The organism is uncultured Sphingomonas sp., from assembly GCF_937859915.1.
Taxonomy (GTDB): domain Bacteria; phylum Pseudomonadota; class Alphaproteobacteria; order Sphingomonadales; family Sphingomonadaceae; genus Solisphingomonas.
This window is the reverse complement of the sequence record NZ_CALMAW010000073.1, coordinates 1-21,803: the sequence shown is the minus strand read 5'-3', so window position 1 is coordinate 21,803 and position 21,803 is coordinate 1. Positions and strand designations below refer to the sequence as shown.

Sequence of the window (21,803 nt, the reverse complement as noted above, 5' to 3'; positions counted from 1 at the left end):
GAACGCTATGCGGACGGTCTCACCCCAGCATGAACGGCGGATCGGGGATCGTCGCGCGCGCCTCGTTGAGCATCAGCGACCAGCGCGCCGACAGATCGTTGAAATAGACGTCGTCGCTGCCGATCCTGCGCTGGACGATCGGGCGCGAGGCATCGCCCGGCAACACCACCAGATCGAGCGCGCGTCCGACCGCAAGGTTCGACCGCAGCGTCGAATCGAACGAGATCAGCCCGACCTTGACGACCTCCTCGAGCGGCGTGTCGACCTGCAGCGCGCGATCGAGGATGGGCTTGCCATATTTGGTCTCGCCGATCTGAAGGAAGGGCTGTTCGCGCATGCACGCGATGAAATTGCCTTCCGAATAGATCCGGTACAGCGCGAGCGGTCCGTCGCCGACGCGCCCGCCGACCAGCATCGAGCAGGACGGCGACAGCTGCGACGCCTCGAGCAGTTCAGCGACCTCGGCGCGGCAGGCATGCACGGCCTCGCCGACCAGCTGCGCGACCCGGAACATGCTCGGCATCGTGGCGACGGTGCGCAGCGGCCCGTCATGCTCGCGGGACGGCAGCCCCTCGGCAAGGCCCGCGAGCACCGCCTGCGTGATCGACAGATTGCCCGAGGAGGCGGCATAGACCAGCCGATCGGGACCGTCGGCGAGGACGTGCAGCTTGCGATAGACCGAGATGTCGTCGACGCCCGCATTGGTGCGCGTGTCGGCGATCATCACCAGCCCGGCGTCGACCAGCATGCCCACGCAATAGGTCATGTGTCCGCGCCCGGCTGCCGCATCGTCGTTTCTACCATGGGATAAGCCCTACTGAGTCTGGCCTGCCTGCGCCACCGCGACCTCGACTTCCATCGATTCCGCGCCGCCGCCCGTACGCGCGCCGGCGATTGGCGCCGCATCATGATAATCGAGTCCGACCGCCACGCGGACATAGGCTTCGGTCGGAGAGATGCCGTTGGCGGGATCGAAGCCGATCCAGCCATAGCCCTCGATATGCGCCTCGGCCCAGGCATGCGCCGCCGGCTGCACGGTCTGGCCGTCGGTACGCCACAGATGCCCGGACACGTAGCGCGCCGGATGCCCCAATATGCGGGCAGCGGCGATGAAGATGTGGGCATGGTCCTGGCACACGCCATGTCCTTCGGCGAAGGCGACGCCGGCGTCGCGATCGGGATTGCCGTCGCCCGTATCGAAGCGGATGTGGCGGTTGATCCCCCCGCACAGCGCATGGAGCCGGGACAACGGATCGGCGGATCCCTCCGCCACGTCGTGCGCAAAGCTCCGGATCGCGCCATCGGGCTTGGTCTGCGCGGTTTGGCGCAGGAACAGCTCGAGCGGCAGCGGCTCGGGTGCGCCGACGACCATGCCGGCCTTGTCCTCGGTCAGCACCTCGCCGCCGACCGACAGCGCGATCCGGTCGATCGGGCCGTCGACATACAACATGCTGATCTCGTTGCCATAGCCGTCGCGGCTGCGGCGGATCCGCGCGTCGCAATCGACCTCGACATGCCAGTCGACGATCGCCTGTCCTTCGAAGCTGGGTGGCGTCATCCGCAACAGCTGGACCAGCCGGCTCGCGGGGCGCGAGAAGCGATATTGCGTGCGATGTTCGATGAAGAGCCGCATCAGACGTCGAGCTCCCGAACAGGCACATGATGCCGGCCGCCTGCGGTGGCAGAGGATCGACAAGGGAATAGCGGGATACGCATCAGGCGAACCGGAACTGCTGCGAGATCGCTTGGTCGAGCCGGGCATTCTCGGCGATAAAGCCTCTCAGATATTCGTGCAGTCCGCCGGCGATGATGCCGTTGACTGTCGACCGCCCGAGCATCTGCTGGCGCACCCGCGCCATGCGGTCGGCCTCGCCCTGGCGGCCGAGCCGGCGGCCGATCGCGGTCAGCATCTGGACGACTTCCTCGGCGGACGCCGCGATCGAGCGCGGCATCTCGGGGCGCAGAACGAGCAGGTCGACGACCCGGCCCGGTCGCAAGCCCTCGCGGTAGAGCCAACGGTATGCGGTGACGGCCGAGACGGTGTGAAGGATCGTCGTCCACTGATCGCGATCAATAGCGCCGCCGACCTTCTCCCCCTCGGGCAGCAGCAGATGATATTTGACGTCGATCAGCCGCGCGGTGTTGTCCGCCCGTTCGATCGCCGAGCCGAGCCGGACGAAGAAACTCGCCTCGTTGCGCAGCATCCGGTGCAGCGCGCCCTCGAAGCCGCGTGCCTCGGCCTTGAGCTTGTCGACCATCGCCAGCGCCGCGGCGGTGCCGCCCGCCGCCTTGCAATCGCGCACGCCGAGCCACGCGCGGTTGATCGCCTCCCACGCCTCGCGGGTCAGTGCGGTGCGCACCGACTTGGCGTTATTGCGCGCCGCGTCGAGACAGGAGCGGATCGAATTGCCATTGTCGAGCGACAGCGCAAGGAAGCGCGTCACCGCCTCGGGCGTGACCGGCTCGCCGGTGAACCAGAAGCCTTCCTCGGCGGTCGAGACGGCGAGCGCGCTTTCCCAGGCGCCCTCGCCCGCCGGGCGCGCGGACAGAAGGTCGAGGCGCATGGTGGCCTCGATCAGCCGCGCGGTGAATTCAGCGCGTTCGATATAGCGGCCGAGCCAATATAGCGAAGCAGCAGTGCGGGACAGCATCAGTCGGCTCCGCTGCGCATCGAGGGCGTGGTGTTGGCGCGGCGGCGTGGACGATCCGCAAGGATAAGGCTGTCCTTGGTGCCGCCGCCCTGGCTCGAATTGACCACCAGCGACCCTTCGCGGAGCGCGACACGGGTCAGGCCGCCAGGCACGATCTTCACACCGTTGGCGCCCGACAGGCAGAAGGGGCGGAAGTCGACATGGCGGGGGGCGACGCCCTGGTCGACCAATGTCGGCACGGTCGACAGCGCCAGCGTCGGCTGCGCGATATAGCGGTGCGGTTCTGCGATCAGCGCGGCGCGAAAGCGCTCGACCTCCCCTTTCGATGCGGTCGGGCCGACCAACATGCCATAGCCGCCCGATCCGTCGACCAGCTTGACCACGAGCTTGTCGAGATTGTCGAGCGTGTACTGAAGCGGCGCGGCCTCGCGGCACCTGAACGTCTCGACATTGGGCAGCTTGGCGTCGCTGCCGGTATAATAACGAACGATCTCGGGCATATAGCTGTAGATCGCCTTGTCGTCGGCAATGCCGGTGCCGGGCGCATTGGTGAGCGTGACATTGCCCGCGAGATAGGCGGCCATCAGCCCGGGTACGCCGAGCATCGAATCGCGCCGGAACACCAGTGGATCGATATAATCGTCGTCGAGCCGTCGGTAGATCACGTCGACGCGGACGCGGCCGTCGATCGTGCGCATCCAGACGATGTCGTCGTCGACCTCGAGATCGGCCGCTTCGACCAGTTCGATCCCCATCGCGTCGGCGAGGAAGCTATGCTCGTAGAAGGCGGAATTATAATGGCCGGGCGTGAGCAGCACGCATACCGGCTCCTGGCCACGCCCGTGCGGCGCTACCGAGCGCAGCGTCTGGAGCAGCAGATCGGTATAATCGTCGACCGGCTCGACCGCGAACATCTCGAAAATCTCCGGGCACAGCCGGATCATCGCCTCGCGATTCTCCAGCATGTAGGAGACGCCCGAGGGGGTGCGCGCATTGTCCTCCAGCACGAAGAAGTCGGTTGGACCGGTGCGCACCATGTCGATGCCGCAAATATGCGCATAGACATCGTGCGGGGGCCGGACACCGGCGACCTGGGGCCGGAATTGCGCGTTGGTCAGTACCAGCTCGGCCGGGATGATGCCGTCTGCCAGAATCTTGCGCGGGCCGTAGACGTCGGCCAGGAACGCATTGATCGCCTCGACCCGCTGTTCGAGCCCGGCCTTGAGCCCGCTCCACTCCGAAGCTGAAAAGATGCGCGGGACGATATCGAACGGGATGATGCGCTCGGCCGCCTCGTCCTCACCATAGACCGCGAAGGTGATGCCGAGCTGGCGAAACGCAGCCTCGGCGGCCTGCTGGCGGCGATCGAGCTCATGGGCGGGCGTGTCCGAGATCCAGCGCGCCAGCGCCTCGAAGCCCTCGCGCGGCACGTCCGCGCCGCCCTCGCCCCACACCTCGTCGAACGCCTTGCCGTGCATTATCCTCCGATCCATCCTATCGATCGAGCGACAGACTGACGGGCTTTTTTGCGCCGCACAAGAGGCAATCAGGCGATCGGACGCTCCTTCGACGGCAGCGGCGCGCGCTCGGCCGGCATCGGCTTCAATTCGGGCGGATCGAAGCGCTGCCAGCCCGCCGCGGTGAGCCGCTCGACGGGTCGGAAGCGGGTCTTATACTGCATCCGCGCGGAGCCATCGACCCAATAGCCAAGATAGACATAAGCTAGCTTGGCCTCCGCCGCGCGCCGAATATGGTCGAGGATCACGAAGGTCCCCAGCCCCTCGCGTTCGGAATGATCGGGATCGAAGAAGCTGTAGATCATCGACAGGCCGTCGCCCTGCTGATCGGTGAGACAGGCCGCGACCAGCTTGCCCGGGCGGCCGTTTGCCGACGGTTCGCGATATTCGATGATGAAGCTTTTCACCGGAGTCTGTTCGACCATGTCGGCGAAATCGAACTCGTCCATGTCGGCCATGCCGCCGCCGGGATGGCGCGCCGACAGATAGCGCCGCAGCAACTGGAACTGCTCGTCGGTCGTCCACGGCTTGCAGGCGCTGACCTCGAGATCATCGTGGCGACGCAGCGTCCGCCGCTGCGTCGCGCTCGGCGTGAACGCCTCGGCGACGACCCGGATCGATACGCAGGCCGAGCAGCCCTGGCAGCTGGGACGATAAGCGACCGACTGCGAGCGGCGAAAGCCGATCCGCCCCAGCGCGTCGTTGAGTTCGCCGGCATGCGGGCCGGAAAGTTCGGTGAACACTTTGCGCTCGGTCTTGCCCGGGAGATACGGGCACGGGCTCGGCGTGGTCACGAAGAATCGCGGAAAACGGAAGGGTGCAGTCACCGGCTTTGCCGTCCTCTCGTGCCCAATATGGTTGCCAACTTCTTTATGAGCGAAGAGTTGCGCGGGCGAAAGAGCGGGATCCGTTAAAAGAAGCTTAACGACCCATTTCGCGACGGATCGCTATATCCGGCGTGGCCGGGCTGTGGATAAGTCGGCGCTGACCAGGCCCGCAACCGCGCCCGCGATCGTTCCTTCCGACCGCAATCGACGGGCATGTCATCAACTGCGGCGCTCGGAACGCTTCCTCGGCCTATGATCCGAACGAAGCGATCAACGGGCTCAGGCGAGTTCCACGCGGCTCGCTTCATAGCCCGCGGCGTCGAGCGCGGCCATCAGCCGGTCGAGATGCGCGGCGTCGCGGGTCTCGCACTCGATGTCGGTGATCAAGCCCTTGGCGGGCAGCGTGGTGAATACCCGCTGGTGATAGATTTCGATGATGTTGACCTTCTGCTCGTCGAACACCCGCGCGACGTTGAACAGCGCGCCCGGGCGATCCTGCAACCGGATCCGCAGTCGCGCCAGACGCCCAGAGCGCGCCAAGTCGCGCAACAGGACATTGGCAAGTAGCCGCGTGTCGATATTGCCGCCGCACAGCACGATGCCGACATTGCGACCGGCGAACCGCTGCGGATGCGCGAGCAGGGCCGCAAGACCCGCGGCGCCGGCGCCTTCGACGACCGTCTTCTCGATCTGCAGCAGCAAGGCGACCGATTTCTCGAGATCGCGCTCGGACACCAATACGATATCCTCGATCAGCGCGCGCACCAGTTCGCGCGTGATCTTGCCGGGATGCTTCACCGCGATGCCCTCGGCGAGCGTATCGCCTTCGCACGGCAGTTCGACGCCGTTGAGGAAGCCGTACATCGAGGGATAGAGTTCGGCCTGGACGCCGACGACGTCGATCTCGGGACGCAGGCCCCGCGCCGCGGTCGCGCAGCCCGAGATCAGCCCGCCGCCGCCGATCGGGATCACCAGCGTGTCGATCTGCGGCACGTCCTCGAGCATTTCGAGCGCGACGGTGCCCTGCCCCGCGATGATCGCCGGATCGTCGAACGGGTGGACGAAGACCAGCCCGCGCGTCGCCGCGATCTCGAGCGCGTGCGCCTGCGCGTCATCGAAACGCTCGCCGAACAGGATTACCTCGGCGCCATGGCCCTCGGTCTGCTGGACCTTCACCGTCGGCGTGGGGATCGGCATCACGATCGTCACCGGGATACCCAGTCGCGCGCCATGATAGGCGAGCCCCTGCGCATGATTGCCCGCCGACGCCGCGATCACGCCCCGCGCCTTCTCCTCAGGGGTCAGCTGCGACAGCTTGTTGAGCGCGCCGCGCTCCTTATAGGCGGCCGTGAACTGCAGATTCTCGAATTTGAGCCAGATGTTCGCGCCGGTCAGCTTCGACAGCGTGATCGAGTGCAGCGTCGGGGTCCGCACGATGCTCGGCGCGATGCGCTGGTGTGCCATGCGGACATCGTTGAGACTGACGACGGGGTGATCCCATGGGCGACGGGCGATTGTTTCGAGGGTAGCCATGATCGCGCGGCCCTAGACCATCTGGCGGCCGCAAGAAAGGTGGGTTATGGCCCGCGCCCATGGCGAAACTCGCATATCTCGGTCTCGGCACGATGGGCGCGCCGATGGCCCGCCATCTCGCGGCCGCAGGTCACGATCTCGCCGTCTATAATCGCAGTGCCGCCAAGGCGGAGGCCTGGGTGGCCGCGAATGGTGGCCGGCTGGCCGCAAGCGCAGCAGACGCCGCCGAGGGTGCGGACGCGGTGTTCTCGAGCGTCGGCACGGACGATGATCTGGCTGACGTGACGCTGGGCGCGCGGGGCGCGTTCCGCACGATGCGACCGGGCAGCCTGTTCGTCGACCACAGCACGGTATCTGCCCGCCTTGCACGCCAGCTCGGCGTCGAGGGCAAGGATCGCGGACTGCGCGTGCTCGACGCGCCGGTGACGGGCGCGCAGGCCGGCGCCGAGGCGGGACGGCTCTCACTGATGTGCGGCGGCCCCAAGCCCGCCTTCGAAATAGCCGCGCCGCTGATGCAGGCCTATGCGCTGCGCATCGTCCACATCGGCGGATCGGGCAGCGGGCAGACCGCCAAGATGGTCAACCAGATCGCGCTCGCCGCGACAGCGCAGGGTATCGCCGAGGCGCTGCGTTTCGCGCAGAACGCGGGTCTCGATCTCGATCGCACCTTCGAAGTGATCTCGGGCGGGGCCGCGGGCAGCTGGCAGCTGACCAACCGCTGGGCGACGATGGCCAAGGACGAGTTCGACTTCGGCTTCGCGGTAGACTGGATGCGCAAGGATCTGGGGCTGGCGATCGATGAGGCCCGCGCCAATGGTGCGGCGCTGCCGGTCACCGCGCTCGTCGACCAGTTCTTCGCCGACGTCCAGGCGATGCACGGCGGGCGGCAGGACACGTCGGCGCTGGTGCGGCGGTTGCCCAAGCGATGACGTCTCGCCCCCATAGGCGTCCCCCCTTCCCGTTCGTACTGAGCGAAGTCGAAGTACGGGTTTCACACGCCCCGCCTGCAACACGTCCTTCGACTTCGCTCAGGACGAACGGAGTTTGAATATGCGCGTCGGCCGCCTTGCCCCCCTCACCCTGATCGCGCTCGCGCTCCTCGTTGCCCCCGCCGCCGCGAAGAAGGCGCCTAAATATGCCGCCGCGCCCCCGACCGAGGGCGGCCTGCTCGATGACGTCAACGGCTATACGATCGGCAGGGACGGTCAGGTTGCGCATTTCAACGGGCTGCTTATCGGCAAGGACGGCAAGGTCGCCCGGCTGCTGCAGGCCGGCGACACGCGGCCCGAATGGCTCGATTTCAAGCTCGACGGTCACGGCCGCACGCTGCTCCCAGGCCTGATCGACGCGCATGGCCACATCATGGATCTGGGCTTCGCGCTTACCCATGTCGATCTCAGCGCCACCACCAGCCTCGCCGACGCGCAAACCAAGGTCGCCGCCTATGCCGCGAGCCATCCCAATCCGGCGTGGGTCGAAGGCTTCGGCTGGAACCAGGAGAGCTGGCACCTCGGCCGCTTCCCGACGGCCGCCGACATCGACACGGCGGTACGCGATCGGCCGGTCGTGCTCGAACGGGTCGATGGTCACGCGCTGGTCGCCAATTCGGCGGCGATGGCGGCGGCGGGGATTTCGGCCTCCACCAAGGATGTACCGGGCGGCCATATCGAGCGCGACCCGCACGGCCGCCCGACCGGCGTGTTCGTCGACGGGGCAATGGCGCTGATCCGAAAGGTCGTACCGCAACCCGCGCCGCTCGACCGCGACGACGCGTTCCGCAAGGCGCAGGAGGCGCTGTTGTCGGTCGGCATCACCGCGACGTGCGATATGGACACCATGCCCGACGACTGGAATGTCTGGCGGCGGGCCGGCGACGCGAAGGCGTTGCGGATCCGCATCGTCAGCTATGGCCATGGCGTCGAGACCGCTTTGTCGGTCGCGGGCACCGGGCCGACACCCTGGCTCTACGACAGCCATTTGCGCATGGTCGGCGTGAAACTCTTCGCGGATGGCGCACTCGGCTCGCGCGGGGCGTGGCTCAAACAACCCTATGCCGACATGCCCTCGACCCGCGGCACCTCGCTGCTCGACGACACGCGCCTGAAAAACCTCATGAGCCGCGCCGCGATGGACAATTTCCAGGTCGCGGTTCATGCGATCGGCGACGCCGCCAATGCGCAGGTGCTCGACGCGATCGACGAGCTCGCCGAGACCTATAAGGGCGACCGCCGCTGGCGGGTCGAGCACGCCCAGATCGTCTCGCCGACCGACCTGCCGCGCTTCGCACAGCATGGCATCGTCGCCTCGATGCAGCCGACGCACCAGAGCAGCGACTGGCGGATGGCGGAAGCGCGGCTCGGACCCGATCGACTGAAGGGCGCCTATGCCTGGAACACGATGCTTGCCGAGCATGTCCCGCTGGCGTTCGGATCGGATTATCCGGTCGAGAGTCCGAATCCCTTCCCTGGTCTGGCCGCTGCGGTCAGTCGCGAGGACGCGCATGGCGAACCCGCTGGCGGCTGGCATCCAAGCGAGCGGATCACGATGCCGCAGGCACTGGCCGCCTTCACCACGGGCGCTGCCTATGCGGCGGAGGCGGAGGACCGGATCGGATCGCTCGAGCCCGGCAAGCTCGCCGACTTCGTTCTGGTCGACCGCGATCCGCTGACCACCGCCGACCCCCAGGCGATCCGGTCGATCCAGGTGCAGGAGACATGGATCGGCGGGCAGCGGGTGTGGGTTCGGAAGTGACTCCGCCTACCCCGTCCCGTTCGTACTGAGCGAAGTCGACGTACGCGCTCCCCGCGCGCACTTCCGTTCGGCCTGAGCGCAGTCGAAGGCCACGCGATGACCGTGGCCGCACTTCGACTTCGCTCAGTGCGAGCCGGGGTGGTGTCCGTGGCCTGTCCTTCGACTTCGCTCAGGACGAACGGGTTACGGATTGGGCATTTTCGCCAACCCCGCCAGCAATCCCGGCGTCAGGATCTGCGGCAAGGTCTGCGCGTCCTTGCCCGGCGCGTACCAGAGATAGAGGGGCACGCCCGAGCGTCCGTGCGCGTCGAGAAACTTGCCGATCGCCGCGTCGCCGTCGGTCCAGTCGCCGACCATCGTCGTGACGCCGGCGCGCGCGAACGCCGACTGCGTCTCGGCGCGCTCGATCGCGACCTTCTCGTTGACCTTGCACGACAGGCACCAGTCGGCGGTGAAGTAGAGGAACACCGGCTTGTTTGCCGCGCGCAACGCCGCCAGCTTGGCCGCGTCGAACGGGACCGAGGCACCGGCTATCGCCGCGTCCTTCGCCCTATCCTGATGCTTGGGCAGGAGCGTCGCGCCCGCCGCGATCGCGAGCAGGACCGCGGCGGCGGCCGGCGTCCAAGCAAGCGCCTTGAAGCCGCGCTGACGCCGCCCGGTCCACCACAGCCCGAAGGCGAGCAGCATCGCCGCCGCCAGCGCCAGCACCACGCCGTCCGCCGTCGTCTGGCTGCCGAGCACCCAGCACAGCCCGAGCGCGGTCAGGAACATCGGCACGGCAAGGATGTGCCGCATCGTCTCCATCCATGCGCCGGGCTTGGGCAGCACGCGTCGCAGCGCCGGGATGTAGCCGAGCAACAGGAAGGGGATCGCCAACCCCAGCCCCAGCCCCGCGAACACCAGCAGCGCGGCGGCCACCGGCAGCACGAGCGCGGCTCCCAGCGCGGCGGCCATGAACGGACCCGTGCAGGGCGTTGCAACGAACGCGGCCAGGGCCCCGGTCCAGAAGGCGCCGGCCGCGCCGCGCTTGGCGGCGAGCCCCGAGCCCGCCGACACCGCGCCGAGTTCGAACAGGCCGGCCAAGTTGAAGCCGATCGCGCTGGTCAGCAGCACGAGCAGGAAGATGATCCCCGGATCCTGCAGCTGGAACGCCCAGCCGATCTGCGCGCCACCCGCGCGCGCCGCGAGGATAAGACCGCCGAGCGCCATGCAGACGGCGATCACGCCCGCCGCATAGGCCAACGCCTCGCGCCGCACCTCGCGCTCGTCGCCGCCGCCCTTGGCGAGGCTGAGTGCCTTGAGGCTGAGGATCGGGAAGACGCAGGGCATGACGTTGAGGATGAGGCCGCCCAGCACGGCGCCGGCGAAGGCAATCAGCGTCAGCACGAGCGTGCCGTGCTTGGCCGGCGTGATCGCCGTATCGCCGATCGGCGCACCGGCCGCAGGCACCGCACCGGGCGCGGCGGAGAAGGACAGCCCCGTGCCGCCGCCCAGCGCGAGTACGCCGTCGAACCGCTTGGGTGCAGACGGGCCGGCCGCGGTCTCGATCACGAGGGTATCGCCGTCGCGCGAAAAGGTCTGCGGTGCGGCGTAGGCGAGCGCGCCATCGGTTGCGGCGAACAGGTGGGGGTGGTCGAGCGCGACCGACGCCGGTAGCGGCACAGCGAGTCGGAACTGGCCACCCACCGTCGCGAACCGGGCGGGCGATCCGAGCGGGCGCGGCAAGGCCTTGCGCCACGCAGCGAACTCAGCGGTAGCCGCTGGATCGGCCGCTCCGTCGCCAACGGTCAGCGACGTCGAGACGGTCGCCGTCTCGGGCACGCAGATGCTCGTCGTGCAGACCAGATAGTCGAGCTTGGCCGAGACCGGCAGCGCCGTCCCCTTTGCCAGCCCCGCCGGCACGTCGACGGGGACGAGCAAGGCGTAGGGCTTCTCATAGACATGGTTCATCAGCCCGGCGATCACCAGCGTTGTCGGCACCGGATAGGCCGGATCGCCGGCCTTCGCGCTTTTGGGCAGCGTCCAGTCGATCTTTATCGGGAAGCCGCTGTCGCCGGGGGTCTGCCAATAGCCGTGCCAGCCCGGCTGGGGCGCCATCGCAATCGCGATCGTGGTCCGCGTGCCGGCAGCCGGGGTCAGGCTTTCGGGGACAAGCGAGGTCGCGATATGCGGGCCGCTGCCGCCGGGGATCGGCTGCGCCAAGGCCGGCATCGCCATGCCGGCCAGCGCCGCAGTCATCGCCAGGAGCATCCGCATCGCCACTCTCACCATCTCGTCACTCCCGCGTTCGCGCCGCGATATAGCGACGTGCCGCCAAGATGACAGCGGTTCGGCTCAGCGCGTCTCGAACGGGGTGACGCCGTGGCCCAGCACATTGCCGCTGATCTTGAGCGGCTCGTGGCTGAAGTCGATCACGAAGGCGGTGTGATAGTCGGCGCCCGGCGCCAGCGTCGCGGTATTGCCCGTGATGGTGAGGCCCGCCGAACTGTTCTCGCGCTGTTCGGCGGCCACGATAATGTAGCCCGAATGATTTTCCTTGCTCGCGCCCTGCACCATCACATTGCGCGCGATCAGCCCCGTCGCGCCCGAGGGCAGATCGATGATATAGTTGCTCTGATGACCTTGGGCGTCGTCGAAGCTGTTGTCGGTGATCGAGACCACCGGCGACCGCGACTTGAGATAATGGCCGCCGCGCCCGCGATCGAAGCGCGAGCGGGTGACGAAGAGCTTGCCGTAATGGCCGATATAGAGGCCGTGCGCGCAGCCCGAGGCGACCGCGCAGCTGCCCAGCCCCGAGAAGGTCGAGCGATCGACGCGGATCGTGCTCGCCAGGTCGTCGGCCGAGAGGATGCCTTCGTCGGCGTTGCGGAAGGTGGCGTTCATGACGGTCAGCCCGCCATGCTCGATGCGGATTCCGGCGCCATTGCCGTCGCTGACATGGTCGTTCTGGAAGACCAGCCCGTCGACCATCGCGTCGCTGCCGCGGAGCACCAGGGTGGCCTTGCCCTCGCAGATGCCGCCGTCGAAGATCGCGCTGCCCGAGACCTTGGCGCGGAAGGCGACGCGACCCTGTGCGACCACCGCGCAGTCGCGATAGGTGCCGGGGGCGACGATGATCGTCGCATCGCCGCCGTTCACCGAGCGCACCGCGTCGTCGAGCCGATAGAAGCCCTTGCCCGTCTCCTGCACCAGGAAGGGCTGCGCGACCTGCGCCTGCGCGGCGGTGGCGAGGCCGAGAAGGACGACGGGGAACAGCAGCTGCTTCATGGGACACTCCGATCGGGCACGGCGACGCTGCCATGCCCGGTCGGCGGGCTCAATCCCTTGCGGTTGCAGGCTTAGTCCAGATTGGGACGCAGCCAGCGCTCGGCGGTGTCGAGATCGACGTCGCGGCGCACGGCATAGTCCTCGAGCTGGTCGCGGCCGACGCGCGCGACGCCGAAATATTGGCTGTCGGCATGGCCGAAATAGAAGCCCGAGACCGCCGCGGTGGGCAGCATCGCATAGCTGTCGGTCAGCGTGATGCCGGTGGCGTCGGTGGCGCGGAGCAGATCGAACAGGGCCGGTTTGAGGCTGTGGTCGGGGCATGCCGGGTAGCCCGGCGCCGGACGGATGCCGCGATACTGCTCGCGGACCAGCGCCTCGTTGGTGAGCTGCTCGCCCGGCGCATAGCCCCACAGATCGGCGCGGACATGCGCGTGGAGCGCTTCGGCGAAGGCTTCGGCAAGACGGTCGGCGAGCGCCTTGAGCATGATGTCCGAATAATCGTCATGCGCGGCGCGGAAGGCAGCGGAGCGTTCGTCGATGCCGTGGCCCGCGGTGACCGCGAAGCCGCCGATCCAGTCGCCCTCGGGCATGATGAAGTCGGCAAGGCACATGTTGGGCCGGCCTTCGCGCTTCTTGATCTGCTGGCGCAGCATCGAGAGGCGGACCTCATGCTCGGGGAGCACGTGCGCGGCGGCGAGCGCTGCGGCGGCGCCGGGCGCGATCGTGTCGGTCTCGGCGCGACCGGTGGTGTGGACGACGATGTCGTCGCCCTCGCGCCGGCACGGCCACAGCCCGGCGACGCCCTTGGCCGTCAGCCATTTCTCGGTGATGATCTTGTCGAGCATCGCCTGCGCGTCCGCCCACAGCGCGCGCGCGCTCTCGCCGACGATCTCGTCGTCGAGGATCGCGGGATAATTGCCGGCGAGTTCCCAGGCGCGGAAGAAAGGCGTCCAGTCGATGTAGCCGCGCAGATCGGCGAGGTCCCAATCAGCGAAGACATGCACGCCGGGCTTGGCCGCCGCCGGCGCCTTGCCGTCGGGCGCCGCGACGAATGCGTTCGCGCGGGCGTCCGCGAGCGTGGCAAGGTCGTTCTGCCCCTTGTTGGCGCGGGCGATGCGGACCGCCTCATATTCGGCGGCGGTCTTCTCGACGAACGGGTCGCGCTGCGTGTCGCTCATCAGCGTCGAGGCGACACCGACCGCGCGGCTGGCGTCGAGCACATGCACGACGGGCCCGGTGTAGGCCGGCGAGATACGGATCGCGGTATGCACCTTGGAGGTCGTGGCCCCGCCGATCAGCAGCGGCATCGTCATCCCCGCACGCTGCATTTCGGCGGCGACCGTCACCATCTCGTCGAGCGAGGGCGTGATCAGGCCCGAAAGCCCGATCATGTCGGCATCATTCCCGTTGGCGGCCTCGAGGATCTTGGTCCAGGAGACCATCACGCCGAGATCGATGATGTCGTAGCCGTTGCACGCCAGCACGACGCCGACGATGTTCTTGCCGATGTCGTGGACGTCGCCCTTGACGGTCGCCATCACGATCCGGCCCTTGGGGCGCGCGCCGACTTCCTTGGCGGCCTCGATGAACGGCAGCAGATGCGCCACCGCCTTCTTCATCACGCGCGCGGACTTGACCACCTGCGGCAGGAACATTTTCCCGCTACCGAACAGGTCGCCGACGACGTTCATGCCGTCCATCAGCGGCCCTTCGATCACCTCGATCGGACGCGGGAAGAGCTGGCGCGCCTCCTCGGTGTCCTCGACCACGAAGGCGTCGAGCCCCTTGACCAGCGCATGTTCCAATCGCTTGGCAACCGGCCAGCCACGCCATTCCTCAGCGGCCTTCTCGGCGACCGCGTCGGTGCCGCGATATTTTTCGGCGAGCACGATCAACCGGTCGGTCGACCCCGGATCGCGGTTGAGGATGACGTCCTCGCACGCCTCGCGCAGTTCGGGGTCGATCTGGTCGTAGACGTCGAGCTGGCCGGCGTTGACGATCCCCATGTCCATCCCCGCCGGGATCGCATGATAGAGGAAGATCGAGTGCATCGCGCGGCGCACCGGCTCGTTGCCGCGGAAGGAGAAGCTGAGGTTCGAGAGGCCGCCCGAGATGTGGACATGCGGGCAGCGCTTGCGGATCTCGCGCGTCGCCTCGATGAAGTCGACGCCGTAATTATTATGCTCGTCGATCCCGGTCGCGACCGCAAAGACGTTGGGATCGAAGATGATGTCCTCGGGGGGGAAGCCGATCCCTATGAGGAGCTTGTAGGCGCGCTCGCAGATCTCGATCTTGCGCTCCTTGGTGTCGGCCTGCCCGGCCTCGTCGAACGCCATCACGACGACGGCGGCGCCGTATGCCATCACCTTGCGCGCGTAGAACAGGAAGGCCTCCTCGCCCTCCTTCATGCTGATCGAATTGACGATCGGCTTGCCCGAGACGCATTTCAGCCCCGCCTCGATCACGCTCCATTTCGAGCTGTCGACCATCACCGGCACGCGCGCGATATCGGGCTCGGCGGCGATCAGCTTGAGGAAGGTGGTCATCGCGAACTCGGCGTCGAGCAAGCCTTCGTCCATGTTGACGTCGATGATCTGCGCGCCGTTGTCGACCTGCGCGCGAGCGACCTCGACCGCCCTGACATAATCGCCCGCCATGACCAGCTTCTTGAACGCCGCCGAGCCGGTGACGTTGGTACGCTCGCCGATGTTGACGAAGCTCGCGCCGCTCGCGGCGACGGGCTCGTCGGGGGTGTCGAGATCGGGTGCAGTGGCCATATTTTTCCTTGTTCCCCGGCGAAGGCCGGGGTCCAGTCGTAAGCGTGGGGCCTGCACCCCGGCTTTCGCCGGGGAACAGAGGTTCAGGCGGCAATCACGAACGGCTCGAGCCCGGCGAGCATCATCTTCACCGGCGGCGTCGCCGGCCTGCGAGGCGGATGCCCCGCGACCGCGCGCGCCATCGCCGCGATGTGGCCCGGCGTCGTGCCGCAGCAGCCGCCGACGACGTTGATGAGCCCGGTCGCCGCCCATTCGGCGATGAAGCCACCAGTGGTGTGCGGCTGCTCGTCATATTCGCCGAGATCATTGGGGAGCCCGGCATTGGGGTAGACCATCACCAACGTGTCCGCGAGCGCCGACAGCGAGGCGACATGCGGCCGGAGCTGCGGCGCGCCGAACGAGCAGTTGAGCCCGACGGTCAGCGGCTTGGCGTGGCGGATCGCCGCCCAGAACGCCTCGACCGAATGGCCCGACAGGTTGCGACCCGACATGTCGGTGATCGTCATCGAGATCATCAGCGGGATCGGCTCGCCGCGCGCGTCGCCTGCCTCGATCACCGCCATGATGCCGGCCTTGGCGTTCAAGGTGTCGAAGATCGTCTCGATCAGGATGAAGTCGCAGCCGCCTTCGAGCAGCGCGTCGATCTGCTCGCGATAGACGTCCTTGAGCGTGTCGAAATCGATCGCGCGGAAGCCCGGATCGTTGACGTCGGGCGATAGCGACAGCGTCTTGTTGGTCGGCCCGACCGCACCCGCAACGAAGCGCGGGCGGCCGTCGGCGGCCTCGGCCTCATCGGCGGCCTTGCGGGCGATGCCGGCGGCGGCGAGGTTCATCTCGCGGACCAGATGCTCGGCGCCATAGTCGGCCTGGCTGATCCGGTTGGCGTTGAAGGTGTTGGTGGACGCAATGTCCGATCCCGCCTTGAGATATTGCCGCGTGATCTCGTCGATGACATCGGGCCGGGTCAGCACCAGCAGGTCGTTATTGCCCTTCTGGTCGAAGCCGGTGTCGTACGAACCGCGATAGGCAGCCTCGTCGAGGCCGTAATTCTGGATCATTGTCCCGAACGCGCCGTCGGTGATCAGGATGCGCTTGCCAGCCTCGGCGCGGAAGATGTCGGCTTTGATGGTCACGCGATAGGTTCCCCGGCGAAAGCCGGGGTCCAGGCCCCAGCTTGTGGCAGGCGCGGCGTGCACGAGAGACGGCCGGCCTGGGCCCCGGCCTGCGCCGGGGAACGATGAGAAGAACGGCTCACGCCGCCGCCTCCAGCACCGGCGCCTTCGCGCGCACGCCGAGCAAATGGCAGATCGCGTAGGACAGTTCGGCGCGGTTGAGCGTGTAGAAATGGAAGTGACGTACCCCGCCCGCATACAGCTTGCGGCAGAGCTCGGCAGCGATCGTCGCGGCGACCAATTGGCGCGCGCCGGGCAGTTCGTCGAGCCCTTCGAACAGGCGGCCCAGCCACGTCGGCACTGCCGTCCCGTTCATCACGGCCATACGGTTGATCGCGGCGAAGTTGGTGACCGGCATGATCCCGGGCAGGATCTCGATGTCCATGCCAGCCGCCGCGACGCGATCGCGGAAACGAAAGAAGCATTCGGGCTCGAAGAAGAATTGGGTCGTCGCGCGCGTCGCGCCGGCATCGACCTTGGCCTTGAGATTATCGAGATCGGCCTCGACGCTCGCTGAATCCGGGTGGCATTCCGGATAGGCGGCGACCGAGATCTCGAACGGCGCGATCCGCTTCAGACCCGCAACGAGGTCGGCGGCATTTCGATAGCCTTGGGCGTGCGCCGCGAACTTTGCCCCCGGGGTCGAGGGATCGCCGCGCAGCGCAACGATGTGGCGAACGCCGGCGTCCCAATAGGCGCGCGCGATCTCGTCGACCTCGTCGCGCGAGGCATCGACACAGGTCAGGTGCGCGGCGGCCGGGATCGTCGTCTCGCTGGCGATCCGCGCGACCGTCGCATGGGTCCGCTCGCGCGTCGTGCCGCCGGCGCCGTAGGTCACCGCGACGAAGCGCGGATCGAGCGGCGTCAGCATCTCGATCGCCGACCACAGCTGCTCTTCCATCTTTTCGCTCTTGGGCGGGAAGAATTCGAACGACACCGCCGCATCGCCCGCCAGGTCGGCATAGAGCGGCGCGTCGAGCGCGCGGCGTGCCTCCTCAAGATCCCCCAATGTGGGCGTCGGCATCAAGCAACCCTCCGAACAGCTTCGACCGGACGCGCGCCCAGCCACAGTTTCACAGTCAATTCATCGCCGTCCAAGGCGGCGGCCGGTTGTGCCACCAGCCCCGCCGCGCCGTACCAGTCGGCGATCTGCTGGTCCGAGAAGCCAAGCCGCGCGTGCGCTGCTTGGTCGCGCAATTCCTCGCGATCGTGCGAAGCGAAGTCCACGATCAACAGCCGACCGCCGGACGCCAGGAGGCGGGCGGCCTCGGCGATCGCGGATCCCGGTTGCTGCGCATAATGGAGCACCTGGTGGAGCACGACCAGATCGGCGGATCGATCGGCGAGCGGCAATGCATACATGTCACCCTGGCGCAGTTCGGCGCGTGCCGGCGGCACGTCGGATCCCTCTGCCGCCGCCAATTTGGAGCGCGCAAAGCGCAGCATTTCGGGACTGCGATCGATGCCGATCACACTGTCCGCACGCGGGCCCAGCAATTCCAGCATACGGCCGGTGCCCGTACCGATGTCGACAAGCCGCCCGATCGGCGCCTCGCCCAGAACGCGCCCGATTGCCGCCTCGACCTCGGTCTCGGCGACGTATAGCGAGCGGATCGCATCCCATTCGGCGGCGTGGCTTGCAAAATACCGCTCGGCCGCCACAGATCGCTCGGCGCGGACCGCATCGAGCCGCATGAGGTCGCCATTGGTGGCATCGACCCTATCGTGCCAGGCCGCGAGCGCGACGAATATGGGATCGACCCGCTCCGCATCGCCAAGCGCGAGAAAGACCCAACTGCCCTCGCGGCGGCGTTCGGCAAGCCCCGCGTCGACGAGGATCTTGACGTGTCGCGACACGCGTGGCTGGCTCTGCCCGAGCACTTGCGCCAGTTCGCCGACCGAAAGCTCCATCGCGCGCAGCAACGCCACGATCCGCAACCGTGTCGGATCGGCAAGAGCGCGGAAGATGGCGAGAGCGGCCTGCATCGCATAACGATATAAGGATATCTTTATATCCGTCAATCGGCTTGTGCCGTCGGGACCTGCATGGCAACGCAACCTTTCCCGGGCGGATTTGTTACACCGCCGCATTGCGATGGGGATTACGGGCGGATGCGCGCACTACATTGTCTGCCACTTCTGGCGCTTCTGGCGGGCTGCGCCACCACCGGGCCGAAGACCCCCGGCGATCCTTATGAAGGCATCAACCGCAAGATCTGGAACGTCGACGAGAAGCTCGATCACGCGATCATGCGGCCCGTGGCCAAGGGCTATATCTCGGTGATGCCGCACGTATTGCGCCATGGCCTGTCGAACATGCTCGAGAACGTGTCAGAGCCGTTCTCGTTCATCAACTCCTTGCTCCAAGCCAAGCCCAAACGCGCGCTCAACTCAATGGGGCGGTTCGTGATCAACACCACGATCGGCATCGGCGGCTTCATGGATGTCGCCGGTCGCAACGGCTACAAGCCGACTCCCGAAGACCTCGGGCAAACCTTCGCGGTATGGGGCGCCAAGAAGAGCAGCTATCTCGTTCTGCCGCTCTATGGTCCATCGACGATCCGCGACGGCATCGGCACGCTCGCCTCGCAGTGGGTCGATCCGTATCGCATCGTGATCCGCAAGGAACTCAGCTTCTGGCCGGCGGCGGGGCTTACCGTCTTTGAGTTCGTCGATGCGCGCGCCAACCTGATCGACTCGGGCGCAGATTCGCTCCTGGAGTCGAGCGCGGACAGCTATGCCGTGACGCGTTCCGCCTATCTGCAGCGGCGCCAGGCGTTGATCGAGGATCGCGACGACGGCACCGACGGCGCAGGCGCGTCGGGCGACGATGCGCAGTTGAACGCGGCGCTCGGCGAGCTTGGGTCGGACAATGGTGCCGCCACGACGCCGTCGCCCGAACCGACATTGGCACCCGACCAACCGAAGGCGAGCCACCCGAACGACCCCGCCCCCGCCGCGTCGGCGACCACACCGAAGTAGGTCCGAAGTAGGCAAGTCTTACACTTGGCATTGCCAGCGCGAGCGAGAAACGCTAGGTCTTTACCCGGCTTGGGGGGCTTGCCCCATACCCGGTAAGCCATACCAAAGTTCCTCATCAGGGAAGAGATGCATATGAAGAAGATTGTCGCGCTGCCGATCATCGCCGCGCTCGCGCTCGGCGTCGCCGCCTGCCACAAGTCGGACGAGTCCGCTGCGAACAACGCAGACACCTCGGCTGACCTCAACGCTGCCGCCAACGACGCGATCGCCGACGTTAACGCTGCGACGGCGAATGCAACCGACAATTCGGCTGCTGCGCTCGACAATGCTGCTGCGACCGACAGCAACGTCGCGAACACCACCAACGCGATGTAATCGGCTACGGCCGAGCTTATGCTCGGCCGGCTGGTTCGAGGAAGGCCGCGCGCTCATCGAGCGTCGCGGCCTTTTTTATTGGTCGATCATGGACATAGTCGGCCAACAGCGGCTGTTGCCGATCTGCAACGGTGATCTGAGCTTGTCGCTTTCCGGTCAGACGAAAGTGGAACCGCCCTTTACCCTCCAAGTTATGCGGCTGTTCGTGTAAAAGCTTAGGAGCCTCACATGCATAAACTTTCTCTCGCCATGGCCGCAGCGACGCTCGCTACGGCGCTCGTCTCGCAGGCCGCCTCCGCGCAGGACAGCGGTCCGGTTTCCGATGTATCCACCAGCTTCCGCGGCTTCCGCGTCGAAGGCGACATTGGCGGCGATCGCTTCCAGTCCCAGGGTCATCACGATAACAAGTTCGGTTACGGCGCCACCGTCGGCTTCGACGGTCAGATCGGCGACAAGATCGTGGTCGGCCCCGAGGCGAGCTATTGGCGCGCCAACAACTGGTCGGAGAACTGCACTGCCGGCAACATCGGCGGCTCGATCTGTCACAAGTCGTTCGAAGAATATGGCGCCGCGGTCCGCGCCGGCTACCTCGTGACGCCGCAACTCCTCGTGTTCGCCAAGGGCGGCTATGTCAGCAACGAGCAGCGCAAGGCATTCGCGGCACCGGCCGGTGAGACATCGTTCTACAATCACGGCCGGACAGACGGCTATCAGGTTGGCGGCGGCGTCGAATATTCGCTGACCCAGGTCTCGCTGCCGCTTCCGGTCTATGTCAGCGCGCAATATGTCTATTCAAACTATGACGACCACACCGCGCGGCAGCGCGCGATGCTTGGCGTCGGCGTTCACTTCAAGTAAGCCGCGTGGCGGCGGGGGACGCACAGCGCCACCCCGTCGCCAACCGCTTCCGATCGTGCCGCTAACCCGCTAAGGATGCCAGACCGTATCCGCGAGAGGCCGATGACGTTGAAACTTGCCCTGTTTGCGTTGTCGTGCGTGCTGGTCGCCGATGTCCTATGGCTGTCGTCGGCGCCAAGTTGGTGGATGCTGCCGGCGATGGTCGCCGGTTGGTATGGTGCCGACCTGATGTCGGGCGCCGTTCATATGTATATGGATTATCGCGAATGTCGGCCCGGTATTGGGCTCGACCGTCTGTTCTTCTACGAAGGTTCGCGCGAATCTATCGAATATCTGACGATGCGCGACGCGGCCTTTTCGCAGCTCGGTCCGCTAGAGCGACTGATCTACGACTTCAAGAATCATCATCCGCGCCCCGATGCACTCGGGCGGCGATCGATGCGCGTGCAGATCGGCTCGACCGTCCTGTTCACGACGCTGCCGTTCATGCTTCTGGCCAACGCCCTGTTCCTGTTGCTGCCGCTGCCGATCTGGCTGCTCGCCGGAACCGTATCGTTCGCCATCGGCTCGACCTTCGCGCAATATTTCCACGGCACGCTGCATCGTCAAGACAACCCCTGGCCGGTGCGCCTGATGCGCCGCATCGGCCTGCTGATGAACCCGCAGGATCATGTCCGTCATCACGAGACGCTGACCTGCGACTTCAGCACGATAAACGGCTGGTCCAATCCGGCGCTGAACGTCGTTTTCCGGTTTATTCGCCGCCATGGCTACATGCCCGACGACGGGCTGGTGCCCCGCTAGGCACTCCAGCCCAGCGCGTCGGCGATACGGTCCTGCGCCTCGCGGGCGAGCGCCTTGCGGTCGCTATTCTCGGTGAGCGAAATCGGATCGAGGAAGCGGATCACCGCCGTCCGGCGTCCAGCCAAGCCCAGCACGCGCATCATTTCGGCGCCCATGCTCATGTCGCGCCAGATCAGCGACGGCACATCCGCGCCATAATCGATCGCGACGGGCTGTACCAGAAGGCCAGGCATCGGCGGGAACAGTGCAGAGAGCAGCGACGCCCGGAACGTTCGCAGCACCCGCCCCT

The 21,803-nt window shown here is 66.7% G+C and carries 18 protein-coding genes and 1 pseudogene; 6 read left to right on the top strand and 13 right to left on the bottom strand.

The features are described 5' to 3' along the window. Positions 1–19 precede the first annotated feature (19 nt). The 6 genes from Q0326_RS09790 to Q0326_RS09765 all read right to left on the bottom strand — a co-directional run bounded on the left by Q0326_RS09790 (position 20) and on the right by Q0326_RS09765 (position 6,528). Positions 20–766, bottom strand: coding sequence for a peptidase (locus Q0326_RS09790; RefSeq protein ID WP_298689649.1), 747 nt, complete (start codon positions 764–766; stop codon positions 20–22). A gap of 48 nt (positions 767–814) precedes the next feature. Next, the gene (locus tag Q0326_RS09785) at positions 815–1,633 is read right to left on the bottom strand and encodes a transglutaminase family protein (RefSeq protein WP_298689647.1); all 819 of its coding nucleotides are present in this window, start codon (positions 1,631–1,633) and stop codon (positions 815–817) included. 82 nt (positions 1,634–1,715) lie between these two features. Beyond that, a complete protein-coding gene (locus Q0326_RS09780; protein WP_298689645.1) occupies positions 1,716–2,651 on the bottom strand; it encodes an alpha-E domain-containing protein in 936 nt (311 codons plus the stop codon). Then, positions 2,651–4,129, bottom strand: a complete 1,479-nt coding sequence (locus tag Q0326_RS09775; protein WP_298689643.1) for a circularly permuted type 2 ATP-grasp protein — start codon at positions 4,127–4,129, stop codon at positions 2,651–2,653. The genes Q0326_RS09780 and Q0326_RS09775 overlap by 1 nt, the downstream gene beginning before the upstream one ends. Before the next feature lie 68 nt (positions 4,130–4,197). After that, complete coding sequence (locus Q0326_RS09770) at positions 4,198–4,995, bottom strand: arginyltransferase (protein ID WP_298689641.1); 798 nt, start codon at positions 4,993–4,995, stop codon at positions 4,198–4,200. A gap of 279 nt (positions 4,996–5,274) precedes the next feature. Next, positions 5,275–6,528: a threonine ammonia-lyase gene (locus Q0326_RS09765; protein WP_298689639.1), complete on the bottom strand. Its 1,254-nt coding sequence runs from the start codon at positions 6,526–6,528 to the stop codon at positions 5,275–5,277. Positions 6,529–6,587: 59 nt separating this feature from the next. On the opposite strand from Q0326_RS09765, the gene Q0326_RS09760 reads away from it, so the two are divergent. Beyond that, a complete protein-coding gene (locus Q0326_RS09760) occupies positions 6,588–7,457 on the top strand; it encodes an NAD(P)-dependent oxidoreductase (protein WP_298689638.1) in 870 nt (289 codons plus the stop codon). A 121-nt stretch (positions 7,458–7,578) separates the two neighbouring features. Then, positions 7,579–9,279: an amidohydrolase family protein gene (locus Q0326_RS09755; RefSeq protein ID WP_298689636.1), complete on the top strand. Its 1,701-nt coding sequence runs from the start codon at positions 7,579–7,581 to the stop codon at positions 9,277–9,279. A gap of 183 nt (positions 9,280–9,462) precedes the next feature. On the opposite strand, the gene Q0326_RS09750 is transcribed toward Q0326_RS09755, so the two are convergent. From Q0326_RS09750 to Q0326_RS09725, 6 genes are all read right to left on the bottom strand, one after another. Continuing rightward, a complete protein-coding gene (locus Q0326_RS09750; protein ID WP_298689634.1) occupies positions 9,463–11,535 on the bottom strand; it encodes a protein-disulfide reductase DsbD domain-containing protein in 2,073 nt (690 codons plus the stop codon). Between the two features lie 78 nt (positions 11,536–11,613). Then, positions 11,614–12,546, bottom strand: coding sequence for a right-handed parallel beta-helix repeat-containing protein (locus Q0326_RS09745; RefSeq protein WP_298689632.1), 933 nt, complete (start codon positions 12,544–12,546; stop codon positions 11,614–11,616). A 71-nt stretch (positions 12,547–12,617) separates the two neighbouring features. Then, positions 12,618–15,323, bottom strand: coding sequence for a methionine synthase (gene metH / locus Q0326_RS09740; protein ID WP_298689630.1), 2,706 nt, complete (start codon positions 15,321–15,323; stop codon positions 12,618–12,620). 83 nt (positions 15,324–15,406) lie between these two features. Further along, positions 15,407–16,456, bottom strand: coding sequence for a homocysteine S-methyltransferase family protein (locus Q0326_RS09735; protein ID WP_298689628.1), 1,050 nt, complete (start codon positions 16,454–16,456; stop codon positions 15,407–15,409). 118 nt (positions 16,457–16,574) lie between these two features. Next, positions 16,575–17,519: a methylenetetrahydrofolate reductase [NAD(P)H] gene (gene metF, locus Q0326_RS09730; protein ID WP_298689699.1), complete on the bottom strand. Its 945-nt coding sequence runs from the start codon at positions 17,517–17,519 to the stop codon at positions 16,575–16,577. Continuing rightward, the gene (locus Q0326_RS09725; RefSeq protein WP_298689626.1) at positions 17,519–18,481 is read right to left on the bottom strand and encodes a metalloregulator ArsR/SmtB family transcription factor; all 963 of its coding nucleotides are present in this window, start codon (positions 18,479–18,481) and stop codon (positions 17,519–17,521) included. Before Q0326_RS09725 ends, metF begins: the two co-directional genes overlap by 1 nt. 60 nt (positions 18,482–18,541) lie before the next feature. Here Q0326_RS09725 and Q0326_RS09720 point away from each other — a divergent pair, with 60 nt between their 5' ends. From Q0326_RS09720 to Q0326_RS09705, 4 genes are all read left to right on the top strand, one after another. After that, positions 18,542–19,477 (top strand): VacJ family lipoprotein, encoded by a 936-nt coding sequence (locus Q0326_RS09720; protein ID WP_298689624.1) that lies wholly within the window; start codon positions 18,542–18,544, stop codon positions 19,475–19,477. Positions 19,478–19,609: 132 nt separating this feature from the next. Further along, the gene (locus Q0326_RS09715) at positions 19,610–19,852 is read left to right on the top strand and encodes a hypothetical protein (protein ID WP_298689622.1); all 243 of its coding nucleotides are present in this window, start codon (positions 19,610–19,612) and stop codon (positions 19,850–19,852) included. Between the two features lie 228 nt (positions 19,853–20,080). Then, positions 20,081–20,710, top strand: coding sequence for a porin family protein (locus tag Q0326_RS09710; protein ID WP_298689620.1), 630 nt, complete (start codon positions 20,081–20,083; stop codon positions 20,708–20,710). A gap of 102 nt (positions 20,711–20,812) precedes the next feature. After that, the gene (locus tag Q0326_RS09705) at positions 20,813–21,514 is read left to right on the top strand and encodes a fatty acid desaturase CarF family protein (protein ID WP_298689618.1); all 702 of its coding nucleotides are present in this window, start codon (positions 20,813–20,815) and stop codon (positions 21,512–21,514) included. Here the strand turns inward: Q0326_RS09705 and Q0326_RS09700 are convergent. Next, positions 21,511–21,803: pseudogene (locus Q0326_RS09700) on the bottom strand (1-acyl-sn-glycerol-3-phosphate acyltransferase); the annotation flags it as partial. The gene Q0326_RS09705 and the pseudogene Q0326_RS09700 sit on opposite strands and share 4 nt — an antisense overlap.

Coding starts and splice junctions, on each gene's coding strand:
- metF (WP_298689699.1), bottom strand. CDS start 17,519: ATGCCGACGCCCACATTGGGGGATCTTGAGGAGGCACGCCGCGCGCTC.
- metH (WP_298689630.1), bottom strand. CDS start 15,323: ATGGCCACTGCACCCGATCTCGACACCCCCGACGAGCCCGTCGCCGCG.
- Q0326_RS09720 (WP_298689624.1), top strand. CDS start 18,542: ATGGCAACGCAACCTTTCCCGGGCGGATTTGTTACACCGCCGCATTGC.
- Q0326_RS09775 (WP_298689643.1), bottom strand. CDS start 4,129: ATGCACGGCAAGGCGTTCGACGAGGTGTGGGGCGAGGGCGGCGCGGAC.
- Q0326_RS09755 (WP_298689636.1), top strand. CDS start 7,579: ATGCGCGTCGGCCGCCTTGCCCCCCTCACCCTGATCGCGCTCGCGCTC.
- Q0326_RS09705 (WP_298689618.1), top strand. CDS start 20,813: ATGACGTTGAAACTTGCCCTGTTTGCGTTGTCGTGCGTGCTGGTCGCC.
- Q0326_RS09710 (WP_298689620.1), top strand. CDS start 20,081: ATGCATAAACTTTCTCTCGCCATGGCCGCAGCGACGCTCGCTACGGCG.
- Q0326_RS09780 (WP_298689645.1), bottom strand. CDS start 2,651: ATGCTGTCCCGCACTGCTGCTTCGCTATATTGGCTCGGCCGCTATATC.
- Q0326_RS09725 (WP_298689626.1), bottom strand. CDS start 18,481: ATGCAGGCCGCTCTCGCCATCTTCCGCGCTCTTGCCGATCCGACACGG.
- Q0326_RS09715 (WP_298689622.1), top strand. CDS start 19,610: ATGAAGAAGATTGTCGCGCTGCCGATCATCGCCGCGCTCGCGCTCGGC.
- Q0326_RS09745 (WP_298689632.1), bottom strand. CDS start 12,546: ATGAAGCAGCTGCTGTTCCCCGTCGTCCTTCTCGGCCTCGCCACCGCC.
- Q0326_RS09750 (WP_298689634.1), bottom strand. CDS start 11,535: ATGCGGATGCTCCTGGCGATGACTGCGGCGCTGGCCGGCATGGCGATG.
- Q0326_RS09760 (WP_298689638.1), top strand. CDS start 6,588: ATGGCGAAACTCGCATATCTCGGTCTCGGCACGATGGGCGCGCCGATG.
- Q0326_RS09785 (WP_298689647.1), bottom strand. CDS start 1,633: ATGCGGCTCTTCATCGAACATCGCACGCAATATCGCTTCTCGCGCCCC.
- Q0326_RS09790 (WP_298689649.1), bottom strand. CDS start 766: ATGACCTATTGCGTGGGCATGCTGGTCGACGCCGGGCTGGTGATGATC.
- Q0326_RS09765 (WP_298689639.1), bottom strand. CDS start 6,528: ATGGCTACCCTCGAAACAATCGCCCGTCGCCCATGGGATCACCCCGTC.